The sequence below is a fragment of the Clostridioides sp. LIBA-7678 genome, from assembly GCF_056716065.1.
In genome coordinates, this window is the sequence record NZ_CP196987.1 from 831,039 (window position 1) to 851,052 (window position 20,014).

Consider the following 20,014-nt stretch of genomic DNA (forward strand, 5'->3'; position numbering starts at 1 on the left):
AGGATTTATGTATATTTATTAATGTATGTATAGTTATCAAATAATATTATAAGTATTATGCAAGATAATTTTACCATATTTGAAACTTACATTTAAGCAAAAAAGTAAAAATAGATATTTAATAATTCAAAATAACTTAAATTTTACAAAATAATTGACTAAAATATAATTTTATTATATAATTTACTAGTACAGACAATCTGGAGAAGTACTCAAGTGGCTCAAGAGGATCCCCTGCTAAGGGATTAGGCTGGGTAACCGGTGCGAGGGTTCGAATCCCTCCTTCTCCGCCAATTATTAAAGGCTATTCTTGTTAAAGGTAGTCTTTTTGTAGTGTCTATTAATAAAAGTAATTTATCAAGTAAAACTAAAGAAAGGAGGAAATAGATGACAACTTTAATTTTTTTCATAGTGGGAATAGCGTCTTTAGTGGTTGCTTTTGTTATTGATGGAGGACACGTTGGAGCACTATTTGTATTTTCATCAGCACTTGTTGTTTTTGGTGGAACTATAGGTGCCGTTGGAGCCTCAACACCATTCCCTGTATTTAAAAAGTCCATAAAGATAATGTTATTAGCTTTTAAAAATAAAAAACCTAATAATGTAGAAAATATAATCTATTTTAAAGAAATTGCAATTAAAGCTAGAAAAGAGGGGCTTCTTAGCATTGATAAAGAAATAAGTGAGAATGATGACTTAGACCCTTTTATTAGAAAGGGGCTTGAACTTATGGTAGATGGAGTCGATTCAGCTACTATAAGAAATATCTTGGAATCGCAGATACAAGTAACATCAAAACGACATAAAGAAGGTATATCAATATTTGATTCAGCAGGGGGATTTGCACCTACACTGGGGATAATAGGTACAGTTATGGGATTAGTACATATTTTAGGTAATCTTTCGAGTAACCCAGATGCACTGGGACCTCAAATATCTGTTGCATTTCTAGCTACATTGTATGGTGTTGGTTCTGCCAATTTAATATGGATACCAGTAGCATCAAAACTTAAGGCTATAAATCAACAAGAAATAAATGAAAGACTTTTGGTAATAGAAGCAATATTATCTATACTTGAGGGTGATAATTCTAATTTAATGACAGAAAAATTAAAAATATTTTTAAATTCAAAAGAATTAATTGAACTTGAAGAAACTGATGGTAGAACTGAATAATATAATAAGGATGGAATATTTATGTTACATGATGAAGATGAAAAAGAAGAAAACAATGAGCGATGGCTTTTAACTTATTCAGACCTCATAACACTACTTATGATTTTCTTTGTCATAATGTATTCTATGAGTAATGTTGATGCAGAGAAATATAAACAATTATCTGAATCTCTAAATTCTGCTTTTGGTGGTTCTTCAGGAGTTATTGAAGGTGGTAAAAGCCAAATGGAACCAGTAGTTGAACCAGGTAGTAGTAATTTAGATAGTTTACAAAATGCTGAGTTTAAAAAAGTAGGAGAGGAAATTCAAAAGTATTTAAACGAAAATGGTATGGCAAATTCAGTATCATTAAAAGCTCAAGATAGAGGGTTGGTAATAAGTCTTAAAGATACTATATTATTTGATACTGGAAAAGCAATTGTAAAGAGTAATTCTAGAGATAAGATTATCCAAATAGGTAAGATGCTAAATGAAATGAACAGTTACATAAGAGTAGAAGGTCACACGGACAATATGTCTATAAAAAATTCTGAATTTAAGTCGAATTGGGATTTATCAGTTATGAGAGCAACTAATGTTGTTCAACTTCTTATTGATAGTGCAGGTATAGCACCAGATAAGTTGTCTGCTGTAGGATATGGCGAATTTAGACCAATAGCAGAAAATTCATCTCAAGATGGTAGGTCAAAAAATAGGAGAGTTGATATAGTCTTAGTTGATAGTAAATATGATAATGTAGAAAATGTTGGTGAAAATAAATAGTTAAACAAACTATCTCAATATAGAATTATTTCTAAAAAGAGATAGTTTTTTTGTGTTAAAATTAAAAATAGATGAACAGTAAGTTACCTTTTTTGAAGAATATATGGTATCTTAAATATATAATGTTTAAACAATAAAAACTCAATTTAAAAAATTTTATAGAGGGTGAGGAAACAAATGAGTAATAAGAATAAAAACACAAAGTATAAAGATAAAACGAGACAAAGGTATAATAAAAAAGTTGAGACTTTAAATAAAGAAAAATTAAAGGAAACTAATAAAAATTCTAAAAAGGTAGATAAAATTGATGATATTATCAATAAGTCTAGTATTGTGTTATGTGTCCTTTTAGTAATATTTTCTTTACTTTATTTGTTTAAGTTAGTTCAACTTAATGTAATAATGATACTTTTAGTGATTACAGTAGCTATTCAACAAGGTTTAGTATCGTTTGGGGCATTTAGAAATAAAAATTATGTAAAAGCTTTATTTTCAATATTTGTAATTATATGTTTCTTAATTGCTTTTAAATATGTTGTTAATCCTGTTTAAATATATCAGTAAACGTTCTATAATTAATATAAATAGTGAAGTTGCAGTTTTAATGCTATTATAAATTTTATAAATTTGAAGGAGTAGATTTTATGAATAGGCGTAAGTTTGCGAAATTAATTATCACATCAATGATTGTTTTATTACTTACAGGGTGTAGTTTGAAAAAGGAAGATAATTATAAGCTAGATCCAGAGAATCCGACATCGATAGAAATTTGGCATTATTATAATGGACAGCAAAAAATGGCTTTTGATAAGCTTGTTAAGGAATTTAATGATACTGTAGGTGCTGAAAAAGGAATTATTATTGAAGCGTTTAGTCAAGGTAATGTAGTTGATTTATCAGAAAAGGTTTTAGATTCTGCAAATAAAAAAGTTGGTTCTGAAGATGTACCAAATATATTTGCAGCATACTCAGATACTGCCTATGAAATGGACAAATTAGGATTACTAGTGGACATGGACAAGTATATAAGTAAAGAGGAATTAAATGAATATATAGAAGAATATGTAGAAGAGGGTAGAATAAATTCTAATGATGAATTTAAACTTTTTCCAATTGCAAAATCGACTGAGGTTTTGATGATAAATAAGACTGATTGGGATAAATTTGCCAAAGCTACAAATTCAAATATAGATGATATAAAAACAATAGAGGGATTAACAGAAATATCAAAAAAATATTATGAATGGACAGATAGTTTAACAAAAGAACCTAATGATGGTAAAGCATTTTTTGGAAGAGATGCTTTAGCAAATTATATTATTATAGGAAGTAAACAATTAGGAGTAGAACTTTTTTCTGTTAAAGATGGAAAAGTTACATTAAATATTGATGAAAAAGTTATGAGAAAATTATGGGATAATTTTTATGTCCCATATATAAATGGGTATTTCGCATCTTATGGTAAGTTTCGTTCTGATGATGCAAAAACAGGAGATATATTAGCTCTTGTGGGTTCTAGCTCAGGAGCAGCATACTTCCCAGATAGAGTAATGTTAAATGACAATGAGAGTTATAAGATTGAAACATCTGTTTTTCAAGCTCCACGTTTTAAAGGAAAAGAAAAATATGCGGTACAACAAGGTGCAGGAATGGCTGTAACAAAATCCACTAAAGAAGAAGAATTTGCATCAGTAGAATTCTTAAAATGGTTTACAGATAAAGAACCTAATATAAAATTCTCTATTTCTTCTGGATACTTACCAGTGAAGAAAAAAACAAATGATTTAGATGTTATAAAAGAAGTTATGAAAAAAGATGATTTAAAGGTATCAGATAAAGTTGAGGGCTCATTAGTCTCATCTATTGAACAAATTAATAGTTGTAATTTATATACGAATAAAGCCTTTGATGGTGGAACTAAAGCTAGACAAGTTCTTGAATATTCAATGCTTGATAAAGCTAAAGAAGATTTAAATAAAATAAATGAATTAATAAAAAATGGAACTTCTAAAAAGGATGCAGTAACACAATTTAATAATGACAAGAATTTTGAAACTTGGTTCAAAAATTTTAAGGCTGAGCTTGAAAATGCTACAAAAGAGTAGGTGAATTGGCGGTTAATGTGTCGACATGCACAAAGGTATAGGTGGAATAAGTATGGAAAACAATCTAAGAAAAAATAATTCAATAATGAAAAAGATGATATTTCCCCTAATTATTGTTATGCTAATTCAAACAAGTTTATTTTGTGCCACAATTTTATGGGGAGGAACTATTCAGAAGTTAAATGACAACTCATTTGATATTTTAAATGAAAGAGTAATTAATCGCAAAAACTATATACAAAATGAGATGTTGCAAAGATGGTCAAAAACAAGTGAAACAGAATCCGCAATTAATTCATCTGTAAAGAAGATCTTGGATGAAAATAATGCTTCAATCAAGGATGTGGGTGACAATGAAGAAATTAACAAAGAGATTATAAAAAATATATCAAGCAATTTGATATATCTTTTGAGAAAAAACTCTGTGACAGGTTCTTTTATAATCTTAAGTAATAAAAATATTGAAAATGATTCTATGAATAATAAAGGTGAAGTAAGCAAGACTGGATTGTACATAAGAGATTTAGACCCTAAATTTAACCCAAATGACAATTCTGATTTGTTAATTGAGAGAGGTTCATCAGATATAGCAAGAAACTTTGGAATATCTATGGATAGTTATTGGGCTCCAAAATTTTCATTTAAAGGTGAAAATACACGAAAGGGAGATAATTTTTTTTACAAGCCATTTAGAGCGGCGATTGATAACCCAAATGTATCAAGTTCTAATTTAGGTTACTGGGGAAGCCAGTTTCTATTGACAAATGCAGGAGATAAGGTAATGACATATTCAGTTCCTCTTATTTATGAAGATGGAACTGTATATGGAGTGCTTGGAATAGATTTAAGTATAAACTATTTAAGTGAATTACTGCCATATACAGAGATACATAGTAATAAAAAAGGTAATTACATTTTAGGTGTAGACAGGAATGATGATATGGCATTTGAAAATGTAGTTTCAAATGGATATTCACTAAAAGAAAAATTTTGGGATGGTTTACATTCTAATTTAGAACAGAAAGAATCTTATAAGAATGTATATAAGATTAAAAATGAAGAGGATGATTATAGTTGTGGTAATATTTATGCTAGTGTACAATATATAGATTTATACAACTCTAATACTCCATTTGAAAATGAACGTTGGGCACTTTTGGGTATTATTGAGGAAAAAAGTCTTTTGTCTTTTTCAAAAAGAGTTGAGAGGTTAGTTATAATTTCTATTGCAATTTCTTTAGCAATAGGACTTGTAGGTATTTATATAGCATCAAGATTATTTACAAAACCAATTGTTCTTCTAGCTAAAAAAGTTAGAAATAGTAACCCATCAAAACCAGTAAATCTTGATAAGATAAATATATCTGAAATAGATGAATTATCTTCGGCTATAGAGATACTTAGTGCAAATGTTGCAGACTCTTCTTCAAAATTATCACAGATTATTGAGATGGTAGATATGCCTATTGGGGCTTTTGAATTGTATAAAAATACAGAGAGCGTTTTTTGTACAAAAGAATTTTTTAATGTATTTATTACAGAAAAAGAATTTCAAGAATATGGTTATGTGAGAAAAGATAAGTTTCTTAAAAAACTAAAAGAGCTAGATGAATATTTACAAGAAAGTTATGAAACAGAAAATACGTACATATATAAATTTGAATCTGAAGATAAAAGGTCTAAGTGGGTAAGACTAAATATTGTTGAAGATGAGCTAAAGGTTCTTGGTGTTGTTGTAGATGTAACCAAAGAGTTCATTGAGAAAAGGAAGATAGAATATGAAAGAGATTTTGATATTTTAACTAATCTTTTAAATAGAAGAGCATTTTACTCACAGATTCAAGAGAAATTTAAAAATAAAGATGAACTTAAGGTAGCAGCCTTTATTATGTGGGACTTAGATAATTTAAAATATATCAATGATACATATGGACATGATGCTGGTGATGAATACATTAGATGTGCAGCAGGTATACTTAAAAAGTTTATATCATGGAATGGTATAGTTTCTAGGCTTTCAGGTGATGAGTTTTATGTGTTTATATATGGATATGAGAGTAAAGAGAGTATAAGAGATATTATCAATTCTGTTAAGATACAGATGAGCAATACATTACTAAAACTTCATGATGGAACAGAATTTAAAATAAGGGCATCAGCTGGGGTTTCTTGGTATCCTTATGACTCATGTAATTATGATGAATTAATGAGATATGCAGATTTTGCTATGTATCAAATTAAAAATACAATCAAGGGCGAAGTGAGTGAGTTTGATATTAATGTATATAATAAAGATTCATTCTTACTGAGTAATAGAGAAGAGTTAAATAAATTGATTGATGGACAACTTGTTGAATATGCATTTCAAGCTATTGTAGATTGTAAAGGAGAAGTTTTTGCATATGAGGCGCTTATGAGACCTAAAATAAAGACTTTCAGTTCTCCAGTAGATGTTATTAGATTGGCTCGTTCACAATCTAAACTCTATCAAATTGAGCGTATTACATGGTTCAAAGCACTTAAATCCTTTAAAAAATACAGAGATAAGTTTGGAGATTGTAAATTGTTTTTAAATTCTATTCCAAATAATAACTTATCAAGAGTTGATTTTGAAGAAATTGAAGATTTATATGGTAGATATTTAAATAGAGTTGTATTAGAAATAACAGAAAATGATAAAATTAATGAAGATTTTATTGAGAAAAAGAAATCTTATATAAGCCATTGGAATATAGAGATTGCTTTGGATGATTTTGGAACAGGTTACAATGGAGATGCTGTACTGTTATATATAATGCCAAATTACGTAAAGATTGATATGTCCATTGTAAGAGGTATTGATAAAGATGAAGACAGACAGAAAATATTAAAAAACCTTATTTCATATTCTAATGAAAGAGATATTAAAGTAATAGCAGAAGGTGTAGAGACTAAAAGTGAGATGGAAACATTAATTAATCTTGGAATAGATTATATGCAGGGGTATTATATTAGTAAACCATCATTTATCCCTGAAGATGTAAGTGATAAAATTAAGAAAGAGCTCAAGATGTGTCATGAAAATAGGAATGATGTGATTTAATAGAGGAAAAATTACATGTATTTTTATGAACTTTTGGTTTATAATTAAAAAGAAAATAATATAATTATAAATTAGGGTGGTGGAGCTAATAATCACAACAAATATAGATATAAGAAAGTTAAATGAAAATCAATTAGAAGCAGTTGAACATATAGATGGGCCTTGCATGATACTTGCAGGGCCTGGTTCAGGTAAGACAAGAGTAATTACATATAGAATAGCTAATATGGTAGTAAATAAAAATATAGCGCCAACAAGAATCTTAGCAATAAGCTTTACAAAGGCATCTTCAATAGAAATGAAAAATAGAGCTTTAAGTTTAAGTGATGATATAAGACTCAATAAGGTAACTTATGGTACTTTTCACTCTGTATTTTTTAAAATCCTAAGATACTTTGAAAGGTATAATCTAGATAGTATATTTGATGAGAAATCAAAGCGAATAACAATCAAGGCAATACTAAAGAGCTTAAATATAGAAAATGCTGATGATGATGAGAATGTAGGACAAGTTATAAATGAAATTTCTTATGTAAAAAATGAACTTATGGATAAGAACGACTTTAATTCAGAGGTATTGACAAAAGATGAGTTTTTGAAGGTATATAATTTATATGAAGAACAAAAATCTAAAGTTAATAAAATTGACTTTGATGATATGCTTATAAAAACTTATTATTTACTTTTGAACAATAAGTCTGCATTAGAAATGGTTAGAAATGTATATAAATATATATTGATAGATGAATTTCAGGATATAAATAAAGTACAATTTGAAGTTTTAAAATTAATCTCAAATCCTTTAAATAACATATTTGCTGTTGGAGATGAAGACCAAAGTATATATGGTTTTAGAGGAGCAAGACCAGACTTTTTGCTTGAATTTGAAAAGTATTTCAATAATACTAAAAAAATAATATTAGATGTAAATTATAGGTCTAAAAGTGAGATAGTACATACTGCAAACAGGCTTATAGAAAAAAATAAAAATAGATATGAAAAAAACATTAAATGTAGTCAGGGTACTGGAGGAAGTGTGAGTTATATTTGTCCACATGATTCAGAGGAGGAAGCTTTACATATTGCCAAGGAAATAATTGACGAAATAAAAAAAGATTATGTAGAGTATTCAGACTTTGCAGTGATTTATAGAACCAATATACAGTCAAGAGCATTGGTGGATGTATTTATGGATATGAGAATTCCATTTGTGGTAAAAGATTCAGTAATCACAATATATGATCATTGGGCGAGTCAAGATATACTATCGTATTTAAGAATAGGCATTAATCCAAAGTCAAATAAAGATTGGTTAAGAATCATAAATAAGCCATTTAGATATATATCTAAGGATAGTGTAAGTATGGCTAAAGATGAAAATGATTTTATAACAGCATTAATAAACAAATGTAATCTTCATCCTAAACAAATCAAAACAATAACTGATTTGGAAATAGATTTAAGTTATTTAAACACTTTAAATCCTAAAAATGCAATATCTTATATTAGAACTAGTCTTGATTATGATAGATATGTCTTAGATTATTGTAGTAACAGAAAAATAAAGACTAATGGTCTTGTAGAGATATTAAATGAGCTTGAGAGTTCAGCGACAAACTTTAATACTGTGACAGAGTTTTTAGAGCATATTGAGAGAGTAAATACTGAGTTAATGGAAAACAATAAGAATAAACAGACTGATGGTGTCATATTTACAACTATGCATAGTGCAAAAGGATTAGAATTTAGAAATGTTTATATTATAGGCGTAAATGAAGGAACAATACCTCATGAAAAGTCATATGATATTTGTAAGGAAGAGAAAAAAGAAGAACAATTAGAAGAAGAAAGACGACTTATGTATGTTGCTATTACAAGAGCTGAAGAAAAATTGTGTATAAGTTCTACGTTAAATAAATATGGTAAAAAAGTTGATAAATCACTGTTTATTAATGACATAAAATCTCCAACCAAAAAAGAAATTGATAGTATTGGTGTAGGTGATAAGGTATACCATAAAAAATTTCATGAAGGAGAAATAATTAAAAAAGATGGAATTATGTTTACAATAAAGTTTAAAGATAGGGAGCGAATTTTAGACCTGAAAACTTGCTTATTGAAGAATATAATTTATATTATTTAATTTAGAAAGCAAAATTAGATATAAAATGTATTATTTTATAGGTAAGAAAGAATTATATTATTTATGTATGATATTTAGGGCAAAGATATAGATATAAAATGTATTATTAAAAAAATAGCTCAAAATATGAAAAATATTATTTATTAATATCCAAAGAATATAAATAAATCTAAAAGATTCTATGTATGATTATCTAAAGAGTAGAGCCAAATATACATCGTAGTGTTTAAATAATTTACAAATAAAATTATTAAAAAAATAAAAAACTTATTGACAAAAATATTATAAGGAAGTACAATTGTATTAACAATTTAAGGAAACAAATCCAGTGATAGAGAAAGTAGCATATATGGATTTACAGCGAGTTAGGGTTTGGTGTAAGCCTAGCAATGAAGTCTATGTGAAGAGAGCTCTGGAGGAGATTATCAGAAGTTTTTTAGTATGATAATTGGTCTGCCCGCCTTAAGGGATTGAGAGGATAAGTACTTACTTATCAAAAAGAGTGGTAACGCGGATATAATTCGTCTCTTAGCTGTAAAGCTAAGGGACTTTTTTGATTTTAAAATTAAAATATCCACATAGCTTAAAAGCTAAAATTCACAAATTTTGAAAGTTGTAAGAGTATTTATCAATAAGAGTGGTAACGCGGTAAAGTCGTCTCTTAGTCATTAAAGACTGAGAGACTTTTTTTGTAACTTGAAACATGAAAGTATTAAAATTTGAGGGAAATTATAATTAAAAGAGAGGGGTAATAAAAATGAAAGTATTTAAAAAATTATTAAGTTTAGGATTAGTATTAGGATTAACTTTATCACTAGTAGGATGTAGTGGTGGAGAAGAAAAAACAAAATTAGAGCAAATAAAAGAAAATGGAAAATTAGTTGTAGGTACTAGTGCAGAATTCCCACCATTTGAATTTCATAAAGTAGTAGATGGTAAAGATTCAATAAAAGGATTCGATGTAATGTTAGCTGAAGAATTTGCAAAGGAGCTTGGTGTAAAAGTTGAAATTAAAGATATGTCATTTGATGGATTAATAGGTGCTTTAAATGCAGACCAAGTTGACATAGTTCTTGCAGGTATGTCACCAACACCAGAAAGAGAAAAGAGTGTTGATTTCTCAGAGTTATATTATTTAAGTAGAAATGCAGTTATAGTTAAAGATGCAGATATAGATAAAGTAAAGACTGAAGATGATTTAAAGAAACTTAAAGTTGGAGTACAAGCAGGAAGTATCCAAGAAGAATATGTAGTTAATACTCTAAAAATGACAACTACTAAATCTTTAAAAGCAATACCTGATTTAATTACAGAATTAAAAAATGGAAACATAGATGCTGTTGTTACTAATGAAGCAGTTTCTTTAATAAATGTTAAAAAATATGATGGAATCAAAATGGCAAATACTGAAGTTGGTAAAGATGTAACAGAAGGTATGGCAGCAGCAATCAAAAAAGCTGATAACAACAAAGACTTTATAGAATTATTGAATAAAAAGATAAAAGAATTACAAGATGGTAAAAAAATAGAAGAATTTTTAAATGAAGCATCTACTGAAGCTGCTTCAAATTAGTAAGAAAGTTATGTGGGAGATGAAATTATGAGTTTAGATTTTAGTTTTTTAAGTAGATTTGGAACTTCTTTTCTGGAAGGAACAGGTGTGACAGTAGGAATTTCTCTTGTGGCATTATGCTTTGGATTTATAATAGGTATAATCATCTGTATGGCAAGAATATCCAAGAGTAAAGTATTAAGAGCAATATCATCAATCTATATTGAGATTTTAAGAGGAACACCATTATTAGTACAGATATATATAGTATGGTTTGGATTACCTCAATTAGGAATAAGATTCCCTATGTTATTTGGTATACCAAGTGAATTTATAGCTAGTGCATTTGCATTATCAGTAAACTCTGGAGCATATGTGGCAGAGATACTTAGATCAGGTATACAATCAGTTGATAATGGACAAATGGAAGCAAGTAGATCACTAGGATTAAATTACTGGTCAACTATGAGATATATAATAATACCTCAGGCTATAAAAAATATACTACCTTCATTAGCAAATGAGTTTATTACACTTGTAAAAGAATCTTCAATAATCTCTGTAATAGGAGTTGTTGAAATAATGCGTACTGCTGATATAGTAAAAAATGCAGCATTCAAAGCATTAGAGCCATTAATAGTAGCAGCAGCAATTTACTTTGTTATAACATTTACTCTATCAAGATTAGTTGGATTATTAGAAAAGAAACTGTCTGTGTCTAACTAGATGAGAGCGTGTTTAGCATTTAGGGAAAACATAGAATAGTAAAAAGGAAAGTGATAATATGATTACAATAAAAAATTTAAGTAAATCTTTTGGAGATTTAAATGTATTAAAAAATATAGACTTAGAAATCGCTAAAGGCGAAATAATGGTTATAGTAGGTCCTAGTGGTTCTGGTAAAAGTACACTTCTTAGATGTATGAATTTACTAGAAATACCTACAGGTGGAGATATAATATTTGAAGGAAAAAATTTGGTTGATAAAAAAACTAATATTGATGAAATTAGACAAAATATAGGTATGGTGTTTCAAAACTTTAATTTATTCCCACATAAGACTATTTTAGATAATATAACATTAGCACCAATTAAATTAAAAAAGATGACTAAAGAAGAAGCAGAAAAAAAAGCAGAAGTTTTGTTAAGTAGAGTTGGTCTTTTAGATAAAAAAGATTCTTATCCATCACAATTATCTGGAGGTCAGAAGCAGAGAATAGCAATAGCTAGAGCGCTTGCTATGGAACCCGATATGATGTTGTTCGATGAGCCAACATCCGCTCTTGACCCAGAAATGGTAAACGAGGTTCTTGATGTTATAAAGGAACTTGCAAAAGAAGGGATGACAATGGCAATTGTAACTCATGAGATGGGATTTGCGAAAGAAGTAGCAGATAGAGTTATTTTTATAGATGGAGGAAGTGTACTAGAAGACAATACTCCAGAAGAAGTTTTTGGAAACCCAAAACATGAAAGAACTAAATCATTCTTAGCAAAAGTATTATAATATGTAAAAAGGATGTTATTGATATTAGAAATTCAATACATCCTTTTTTTATGATGATTAATATAATTTAAAATTATATTAATCTTATTTTGCTAAATTTTTGCAGAAAAAAAGAGCTCGGGGTAAGCTCTTTTTTTCCACCGAATCAATTTCCGTTATCAATCCGATTTTTAATAAATATAAAATATATCCTTATGAAAGGGTATTGGGAATAGATATATTAACTAACTAGGGTTACCAGGGGGATAACCTTAATTTATTATAACAAAATGCGACACAAAAATCAATATTTTTTTTGATATAAATTATAAAAGTTATTTTTATAACAAGTAAGCTTATAAAAATAACTTTTATAGTAAAAATAAGCATATGTATAATATAATATATTTATTTTATATAATATATTATTTTATCATATATTGTATTTTATAACGTATTTTTGTAGGATATAATATAAGCATATTATATTTTACTATAAAACTTTATAATAAAGTGAAAAAACTAATTTTTTATGAAAGAATATTTTGTAAATTTAAGATTGTCTTTTTAATAAAGATTAACAAAAAAAATACTATAATTAGTGGTATAATAGTTAGAGCTGAAATTTTAAATAAAGGTAGGTGTAATTAAGTTGGAAATATACTTAGACAATAGCGCAACTACAAAACCTTATCAAGAAGTTATAGATAAAATGGTGTATGCACTTAGTACGGATTATGGAAATCCTTCTTCTGTTCACAGAAAAGGTGTAGACGTTGAAAAAGGAATAAAAGAAGTAAGACAGGTTATAGCTAAATCTCTAGGAGCGAAAGAAAAGGAGATTTATTTTACATCAGGTGGTACAGAATGCAATAATACTATAATAAGAGGAGTTGCAAACTTAAATAAAAAGCGAAAAAATCATATAATATCTACTAACATAGAACATCCTTCTGTTTTAAATACATTGAAGGATTTAGAAGAAGATGGTTTTGAAGTAACTTACTTAGAGGTCGGAAAAGATGGAAAGATAAATATAGAAGATTTAAAGAATGCAATAAAGTCAACTACATGTTTAGTAAGTATGATGCATGTTAATAACGAAATAGGAACTATACAGCCAATCGACGAAGTCGGAAAGTATTTGAAGTCTTTAAAAGAAAAGATATATTTTCATGTGGATGCTATTCAATCATATGGAAAAATTAATTTTAGACCATCTAAATACAATATAGATTTTATGAGCGTGAGTGCACATAAATTTCATGGACCAAAAGGAATTGGATTTATGTATATAAAAGAAAATAATCGTCTTAAGCCTATGTTAACAGGTGGAGGACAGGAAATAGGAATTAGGTCTGGAACAGAAAATGTACCTGGTATATATGGGCTTGGAGAAGCTGTCAGAATACTAAATAAAGATTTAGATGCAGTTATTTCAAAAGTAAATAATTTAAAAGATACATTTAAAAATAAAATAATTGATAATATAGAAGATATAAAAGTTAATTCTCCAGAAGATGGTGTATGTCATATATTAAATATATCATTTAGAGGTACAAAAGGAGAGGTATTACTTCATTACTTAGAACAAAAAGGTATTTATGTATCAACTGGCTCTGCATGTTCTTCTAAGAAGAAGGGTAGCCATGTTTTAAATGCTATAGGTCTTACAAATGAAGAAATAAATGGAACAATAAGATTTAGTTTATCTGATATGAATACAGAAGAAGAAATATCAGAAGTTGTAGAAGTATTGAAAGAATCAATTTGCGACTTAAGGTCAATAATGAGAAGGAAATAAAGAATACAGTATAAATAATGAGAATAAATTAGTTTAAGAGGTGAAATGGTGTATAATATATTAATAGTAAAGTATGGAGAAATTGGAGTAAAAGGGAAAAATAGATATATATTTGAAAATAGACTTATAAGAAATATAAGAAATATGTTAAAACCAATTGGTAAATTTAATGTATATAAAGAATATGGAAGAATATATGTTGATTTAGAAGATTATGATTATGAAGAAGTAATTGAAGAAGTTAGAAAAGTATTTGGAATAGTGGGTGTATGCCCTGGAGTAAGAGCTAAAAAAGATTATGATACATTAAAAGAAATAGCTTTAAAAATGTTAGAGGAAAAAATAGAAGCTGGTTATAAAACGTTCAAAGTAGAGTCAAGAAGAGGAGATAAATCTTTTAGATTGACTTCTCAAGAAATGAGTATGGATATAGGTGGATACTTATTATCAAAGGTAGGAGATAAGATTGATGTTGATGTAAGAAATCCAGAAATTAAAATAAAATGTGAATACAGAGAATTCCATACTATGGTCTATAGTGATACTATACCTGGATATGGTGGATTACCACTTGGAACAAATGGTAGAGCTATGTCTCTTTTATCAGGAGGTATAGATAGTCCAGTAGCAACATGGATGGTTGCAAAAAGAGGTATGGAAGTAGAGGCAGTACACTTCCATAGTTATCCGTTTACAAGCGAAAGGTCACAAGAAAAAGTTAAAGACTTAGCTAAGATATTGGCAAAGTATTGTGGAAGAGTAAGACTTCATAAAGTTAACATATTAGAAATACAAAAAGCAATTGGCGAGAATTGTAATGAAGAAGAAGCTACTATTCTTTCAAGAAGATTCATGATGAGAATAGCACAGAAACTTTCTGAAAAAAGACATTGTGATGCTTTAGTTACAGGTGAAAGTATCGGCCAGGTTGCATCTCAAACAATACAAGGTCTTACTTGTACTAATGCTGTTGTAGATTTACCAGTATTTAGACCACTTATAGCAATGGATAAATCAGATATAGTTGATATAGCCAAAAAAATAGGAACTTTTGAAACATCTATAATTCCTGAAGAAGATTGTTGTAGCGTATTTTCTCCTAGAAAGCCTGTTACTAAACCTAGGTTAGAAAAGATAGAAAAATCTGAAACAGCACTTGATATTGATGGATTAGTACAAGATGCAATTGATAGAATAGAGGTTGAAGATATAGAATTCTAATATACAAGTGATTTTAGCCTCTCGGGGGAGGTGTTATATGTGATTCATATATTGTGTGTTGGTATTGGAGGATTTTCTGGTGCTATATTAAGATATTTAATATCTTTAAGATTTGCAGAAGCTAAGTTTCCATTTGGAACTCTAATCGTCAATGTTATGGGTGGAGTTTTGATTGGTTTTATCATGGAAATGAGTACAAGAACAAATTATATTTCTGATAATTTGAAATTATTTTTAGTAACTGGTCTAATGGGAGGTCTTACTACATTTTCCACATTTAGTTTTGAAAATGTAAAGTTTTTTGATAGTGGCAATTATATGTTATTTGCGTTAAATATATTCTTAAATTTAACGTTAAGTATTTTAGGAGTTTTTATTGGAAGAACTCTATGTAGACAATTTGTTAATATGTAGTATTTTAAAGTAAGTACTATAATTTTATTTAATGGGAATGATTATTATGAATAAAAAGGGTTTTACACTAATTGAATTATTGGTAGTTATATCTATAATAGGAATTTTAGTTATAGTCGCAGTTCCAGCACTATTTAGAAATATAGAAAAAAGTAAAGCAGTTACATGTCTTTCAAATAGGGAGAATATAAAGACTCAAATTGTTATTGCAATGGCTGAGGAAACAAGTAAAGACAAGAAGGAACTTATAAAAGATGTATTAAAAAATAAAGATGGAAAATACTTTGAAACAGAGCCAAAGTGTAAATCAGGTGGAACATATTCAGCAGAATTTGATAATGGTTATGATGGAATAACTGGAGAAGAAAGTATAGCAAAAGTGTATGTTACTTGTACAGAACATCCAGATGGTGTTGAGATGGCTAGAGATGTATATCAAAGTATGACAGATTTAATTGCATCATTTGCACAAGACCCTTCTATAATACCAGGAAATTCAAAAAATAATGATGATTTTAGAAATTATTTGTTGGATAATAAGTATAAAAATGGTTGGCCTAAAATTCCAGAGGAATTTAAGAAAAAGTATGATTTAGGAAAAGAGCCATTGTATATACAACCATATGCAAATAAGCCTAATACAAATGAAGCTAATGTAGTTGTATTTGCAAACACTTCAACTAAAGGTAATTGGTATGCTTCTTTAATTTATGATTACGATGAAGCTAAATGGTATAAAGGTAAAAGTGGTATTTCTGTAGCAAATAAAACATGGGAAGTTTTAAAAGAAGAAATCCATACTAAATCTGGTTGGGGTCCTTTAAATTAATATGATATATATTACTGGTATTGATTAGACTATAGAATAATATTCTCTATAGTTAATTAATACCAGATTTTATTTTGAATATTTTATTGGTGCAGTATGATTATTGAATATTTACTATTTTAAAGTCTTCACATATAAACTAAAAATAACTATAATAAGAATATAAAGAATATTAGTTAAATACTAAATTTTTATCAAATTTAGTATTTATACTAAGTAATACATAAAAGGGGAATAGATATATGAATAATTTACAAGATAATCAAACAATAAACTTAATACAAAGTCGTAGAAGTATACGAAAATTTACAACGGAGCAAATTACAAACGAGCAACTAGATACATTGTTACACTGTGCATTTGCAGCACCTTCGGGATGTAATAAACAACCTTGGCATATAAGTGTTGTGCAAGACCAGAAACTTTTAAAAGAGATTAGTGATGATACCTTATCCAGAATTCATGAAGTTAGTAATGTTGAGATAAATAAGAATTTTAAATTATTTTATGGTGCACCAACTGTTTTATTTATTTCTTATGATGAAGAAAATTCATGGGCTCCATATGATGTAGGAATACTTACAGGAAATGTAACTACAGCTGCACAAGCATTAGGATTAGGAAGTTGCATAATAGGAATGGTTAGGGGCTTATTTACACCTGTTGAACAAGGGGATATAGCAGGTCTTGTGAGTGTATTAGATGACAATGATGTAAAAGAATCAGATTCAATAAAGATGATGTTTGATACAAATAAAAAATATAGAGAATTGTTGAATATACCAGAAGGGTATTCTGTACCTTTTGGTATTGCTATAGGTGTCCCAGATGGAAATCTACCAAAAGCTAGAGATGTTGTTTATAAAGTTTCTAGAGCTTAGAATATCAGATTAATCAAATGACTATATAAATTTATATGATTAAAAAAGATAACATAAGACTGAAAATAAAAATTTGTTTATTTTTAGTCTTATTTTTTATTATTTTATATTTATAAATGAAAAAAAAGTGAAGTAGATTTGTTAGTCTAAGTATATAAAATAAAAATTATAAAGTTGAGAAGTATAAATAAGCACTTTATAATATTTTGGAAATAAATAGCAAAACATTGAAATGAAGAAAAAAGAATGTTAAAATAAAATGAAAGTAACCCTTAGTTATAAAAGGGCTTTTTTTTATACCTATAAAAATCTAAAAATATTACACTTAAAAACCAATCTAAAAAATTTTTCATTTCTAATAAACAAGTACACATCAATAAAATAAAATTAAACCTAAAAACAGTAAAATATTTATAAATTTGATTGTTAATTAAGTGCATTTTCTTTGAAAAATTATGTATAAAATTGAAGAAAAGTTCCAATTTTTTGAATAGTAACTTTTTTATAACAAATGGAAACTATTGGAAGTGAAAAATAATGATAATTATAATAAAAATATCTTTTTAATTAAAAAATATTAATGGATTAAGTATATTATATAATTATACATTTAAATATTTCTATCAAATCAATAAGGACAAATAATAATTAAGAGTAAGTGGCTTAGAAATAATGAAGATAAAAGAAATAGTAAAATAGAATAATTTAGATAATAATATTTTATTGATAAATTACACCAACTGTAAACTATAACCCTACTTTAAAATTATTTTTATTATAAGTAGGGTTATAATATTACTATATTAATTATATTGTAGGGGGAAAAGATGAGAGAAGAATCGAACTCTTTAAATTTAAATCATATAGAAATTTTCTTTGAACTTTTGTCTCAAAGTACAGAAGACTATATATTTTTTTGGGACATAAACAGGAATAAATTTAAAATTTCTTCAGCAGTTTTTGATGAATTTAACTTAAGTAAAGATGTAGATTCTGATGTAGTAAATTGTTGGAGTAAAATTATTTATCCAGATGATGTTCAAGTGTGGGAAGATGATATACAAGCGTTGATAGATGGAAAAAAAGATGAACATAATCTAGAATATCGATTAATTAATAAATATGGGGAAGTAGTATGGATTTCTTGTAGAGGGAAGGCTTATATATCAGAAGATAAAAAAACTATAGTTTTGGTTGGAAGGATAAAGAATATTGGTGAAAAAAATAAGTTTGATTCTATCACTGGAACATGGAATAGAGAACAGTTCGAGTACTGGATGAATTATATCATAAAAGAAAAGACCTATGAAAGTGGAGCTATATTTATTATGGATATAGACAATTTCAAAAATATAAATGAAAAATATGGTCACTCTTATGGTGACAAGGTCTTGCGTGCAATTGCCACCGAAGTGTTAGAATATTTACCAAAAGATGTTCGATTGTATAGATTAGATGGAGATGAATTTGCATTTTTTTACCCTATGTGTACTAAAGAGACTATAAATAAAATCTATGAAAAGATACAGATGTATACCAATACCCAACATGAGATTGAATCGAATAAGTATTATTGCACAGTAACTGCGGGGGTTGCTATGTATCCACAGGATGGAGATACTTATTTGGACTTATTCAAACATGCCGATATTGCACTAGATATAGCAAAAATAAATGGAAAGAATAGAATTAAGTTTTTTTCACCAGAATTATACGAAAACAAACTAAAGGTAATTTCAATGCAACATAAGCTAAGAGAAAGTATTGAAAATAACTTTAATGACCTTGAACTATTTTTTCAGCCACAAATAGATGCGGCCACAAGAGAAGTAATAGGAGCCGAGGCACTTCTAAGATGGCATTCAAGTACTTATGGAGAAGTATCTCCTATTGAATTTATACCAATCTTGGAGCAAAGCAATTTGATTATACCAGTGGGGAAGTGGATTATAAAAGAAGCTGTAAAACAGTGTAAAGAATGGCATAAAATAAATCCAGACTTCAAGATATCTGTAAACGTATCGTACATTCAATTAAAAGAAGATTTTTTTAGAGATTTTATAGTTGAATGTTTAATAGAGTATCAATTAAGACCTGAATTTTTAATTTTGGAGTTAACAGAGAATTGTTGGATACCAGATATAAATTTACTGAATGATAAGTTTATTAGCTTAAAGGGTATAGGAGTACATATTGCAATAGATGATTTTGGTACAGGATATTCATCTTTAAATTACCTTAAAGAACTGTCTGTTAATATAATAAAAATTGAAAGAAGTTTTGTTAAGAATATTACATATAATAGCTATGAACATACTTTCCTTGAATATATCATTAAATTGGCTCACATCATCAACTTAAAAGTTTGTGTTGAAGGTATAGAGTCTTATGAAGAATATGATATAGTAAAGAGTCTAGGTGTAGATATTATTCAAGGATTTTTATTTGGAAGACCTGTGAGCGCATCTGAGTTTTATAAACTTCAATTGTCAAAGTAAATATATAAAAATGCTAGGTATAGAAGATAATGTAGTAGTATATTAAAATAGGGTAAAGTAC

Annotated in this window: 15 protein-coding genes, 1 tRNA gene and 1 other annotated feature; all 16 genes read left to right on the forward strand. The window is 27.9% G+C overall.

Translation table 11 applies throughout. From position 1 onward, the window contains the following. Nucleotides 1-202: 202 nt before the first annotated feature. A tRNA-Ser gene (locus ACTG46_RS04145) sits at nucleotides 203-293 on the forward strand. Between the two features lie 94 nt (nucleotides 294-387). Continuing rightward, the gene (locus ACTG46_RS04150; RefSeq protein WP_054269270.1) at nucleotides 388-1,176 is read left to right on the forward strand and encodes a flagellar motor protein; all 789 of its coding nucleotides are present in this window, start codon (nucleotides 388-390) and stop codon (nucleotides 1,174-1,176) included. A 21-nt stretch (nucleotides 1,177-1,197) separates the two neighbouring features. Next, entirely contained in the window at nucleotides 1,198-1,938 is a 741-nt protein-coding gene (locus ACTG46_RS04155; RefSeq protein WP_054269271.1) for a flagellar motor protein MotB, read from the forward strand. Nucleotides 1,939-2,115: 177 nt separating this feature from the next. Continuing rightward, the gene (locus tag ACTG46_RS04160) at nucleotides 2,116-2,490 is read left to right on the forward strand and encodes a hypothetical protein (protein ID WP_054276063.1); all 375 of its coding nucleotides are present in this window, start codon (nucleotides 2,116-2,118) and stop codon (nucleotides 2,488-2,490) included. Between the two features lie 92 nt (nucleotides 2,491-2,582). Further along, nucleotides 2,583-4,043, forward strand: a complete 1,461-nt coding sequence (locus ACTG46_RS04165; protein WP_054269273.1) for an extracellular solute-binding protein — start codon at nucleotides 2,583-2,585, stop codon at nucleotides 4,041-4,043. Between the two features lie 52 nt (nucleotides 4,044-4,095). Next, on the forward strand, nucleotides 4,096-7,125 hold the full coding sequence (locus ACTG46_RS04170) for an EAL domain-containing protein (protein WP_479923666.1): 3,030 nt from the start codon (nucleotides 4,096-4,098) through the stop codon (nucleotides 7,123-7,125). 76 nt (nucleotides 7,126-7,201) lie between these two features. Further along, complete coding sequence (locus ACTG46_RS04175; protein ID WP_479923667.1) at nucleotides 7,202-9,268, forward strand: ATP-dependent helicase; 2,067 nt, start codon at nucleotides 7,202-7,204, stop codon at nucleotides 9,266-9,268. Nucleotides 9,269-9,587: 319 nt separating this feature from the next. Continuing rightward, nucleotides 9,588-9,800 (forward strand) — a binding site (T-box leader). Between the two features lie 225 nt (nucleotides 9,801-10,025). After that, complete coding sequence (locus ACTG46_RS04180; protein WP_054269275.1) at nucleotides 10,026-10,841, forward strand: transporter substrate-binding domain-containing protein; 816 nt, start codon at nucleotides 10,026-10,028, stop codon at nucleotides 10,839-10,841. Nucleotides 10,842-10,868: 27 nt separating this feature from the next. Then, nucleotides 10,869-11,546: an amino acid ABC transporter permease gene (locus ACTG46_RS04185; protein ID WP_054269276.1), complete on the forward strand. Its 678-nt coding sequence runs from the start codon at nucleotides 10,869-10,871 to the stop codon at nucleotides 11,544-11,546. A gap of 58 nt (nucleotides 11,547-11,604) precedes the next feature. After that, nucleotides 11,605-12,327: an amino acid ABC transporter ATP-binding protein gene (locus ACTG46_RS04190; protein WP_054269277.1), complete on the forward strand. Its 723-nt coding sequence runs from the start codon at nucleotides 11,605-11,607 to the stop codon at nucleotides 12,325-12,327. A 631-nt stretch (nucleotides 12,328-12,958) separates the two neighbouring features. Further along, entirely contained in the window at nucleotides 12,959-14,110 is a 1,152-nt protein-coding gene (locus tag ACTG46_RS04195; RefSeq protein WP_167640374.1) for a cysteine desulfurase family protein, read from the forward strand. 48 nt (nucleotides 14,111-14,158) lie between these two features. Then, nucleotides 14,159-15,331, forward strand: coding sequence for a tRNA uracil 4-sulfurtransferase ThiI (gene thiI / locus ACTG46_RS04200; protein WP_479923668.1), 1,173 nt, complete (start codon nucleotides 14,159-14,161; stop codon nucleotides 15,329-15,331). A 39-nt stretch (nucleotides 15,332-15,370) separates the two neighbouring features. Then, nucleotides 15,371-15,745 carry a fluoride efflux transporter CrcB gene (gene crcB, locus ACTG46_RS04205; protein WP_054276067.1) on the forward strand — a complete coding sequence of 125 codons (375 nt, stop codon included), beginning with the start codon at nucleotides 15,371-15,373 and terminating at the stop codon, nucleotides 15,743-15,745. A gap of 46 nt (nucleotides 15,746-15,791) precedes the next feature. Continuing rightward, nucleotides 15,792-16,574: a prepilin-type N-terminal cleavage/methylation domain-containing protein gene (locus ACTG46_RS04210; protein ID WP_054276068.1), complete on the forward strand. Its 783-nt coding sequence runs from the start codon at nucleotides 15,792-15,794 to the stop codon at nucleotides 16,572-16,574. A 242-nt stretch (nucleotides 16,575-16,816) separates the two neighbouring features. Next, nucleotides 16,817-17,455 (forward strand): nitroreductase, encoded by a 639-nt coding sequence (locus ACTG46_RS04215; RefSeq protein WP_407813847.1) that lies wholly within the window; start codon nucleotides 16,817-16,819, stop codon nucleotides 17,453-17,455. A gap of 827 nt (nucleotides 17,456-18,282) precedes the next feature. Next, nucleotides 18,283-19,953 (forward strand): bifunctional diguanylate cyclase/phosphodiesterase, encoded by a 1,671-nt coding sequence (locus ACTG46_RS04220; protein ID WP_054269402.1) that lies wholly within the window; start codon nucleotides 18,283-18,285, stop codon nucleotides 19,951-19,953. Nucleotides 19,954-20,014: the final 61 nt, after the last annotated feature.

Bases quoted from the DNA above. Each gene is read 5' to 3' on its own strand.
- ACTG46_RS04150 (WP_054269270.1), top strand. From the start codon at position 388: ATGACAACTTTAATTTTTTTCATAGTGGGAATAGCGTCTTTAGTGGTT.
- ACTG46_RS04155 (WP_054269271.1), top strand. From the start codon at position 1,198: ATGTTACATGATGAAGATGAAAAAGAAGAAAACAATGAGCGATGGCTT.
- ACTG46_RS04160 (WP_054276063.1), top strand. From the start codon at position 2,116: ATGAGTAATAAGAATAAAAACACAAAGTATAAAGATAAAACGAGACAA.
- ACTG46_RS04165 (WP_054269273.1), top strand. From the start codon at position 2,583: ATGAATAGGCGTAAGTTTGCGAAATTAATTATCACATCAATGATTGTT.
- ACTG46_RS04170 (WP_479923666.1), top strand. From the start codon at position 4,096: ATGGAAAACAATCTAAGAAAAAATAATTCAATAATGAAAAAGATGATA.
- ACTG46_RS04180 (WP_054269275.1), top strand. From the start codon at position 10,026: ATGAAAGTATTTAAAAAATTATTAAGTTTAGGATTAGTATTAGGATTA.
- ACTG46_RS04185 (WP_054269276.1), top strand. From the start codon at position 10,869: ATGAGTTTAGATTTTAGTTTTTTAAGTAGATTTGGAACTTCTTTTCTG.
- ACTG46_RS04190 (WP_054269277.1), top strand. From the start codon at position 11,605: ATGATTACAATAAAAAATTTAAGTAAATCTTTTGGAGATTTAAATGTA.
- ACTG46_RS04210 (WP_054276068.1), top strand. From the start codon at position 15,792: ATGAATAAAAAGGGTTTTACACTAATTGAATTATTGGTAGTTATATCT.
- ACTG46_RS04215 (WP_407813847.1), top strand. From the start codon at position 16,817: ATGAATAATTTACAAGATAATCAAACAATAAACTTAATACAAAGTCGT.
- ACTG46_RS04220 (WP_054269402.1), top strand. From the start codon at position 18,283: ATGAGAGAAGAATCGAACTCTTTAAATTTAAATCATATAGAAATTTTC.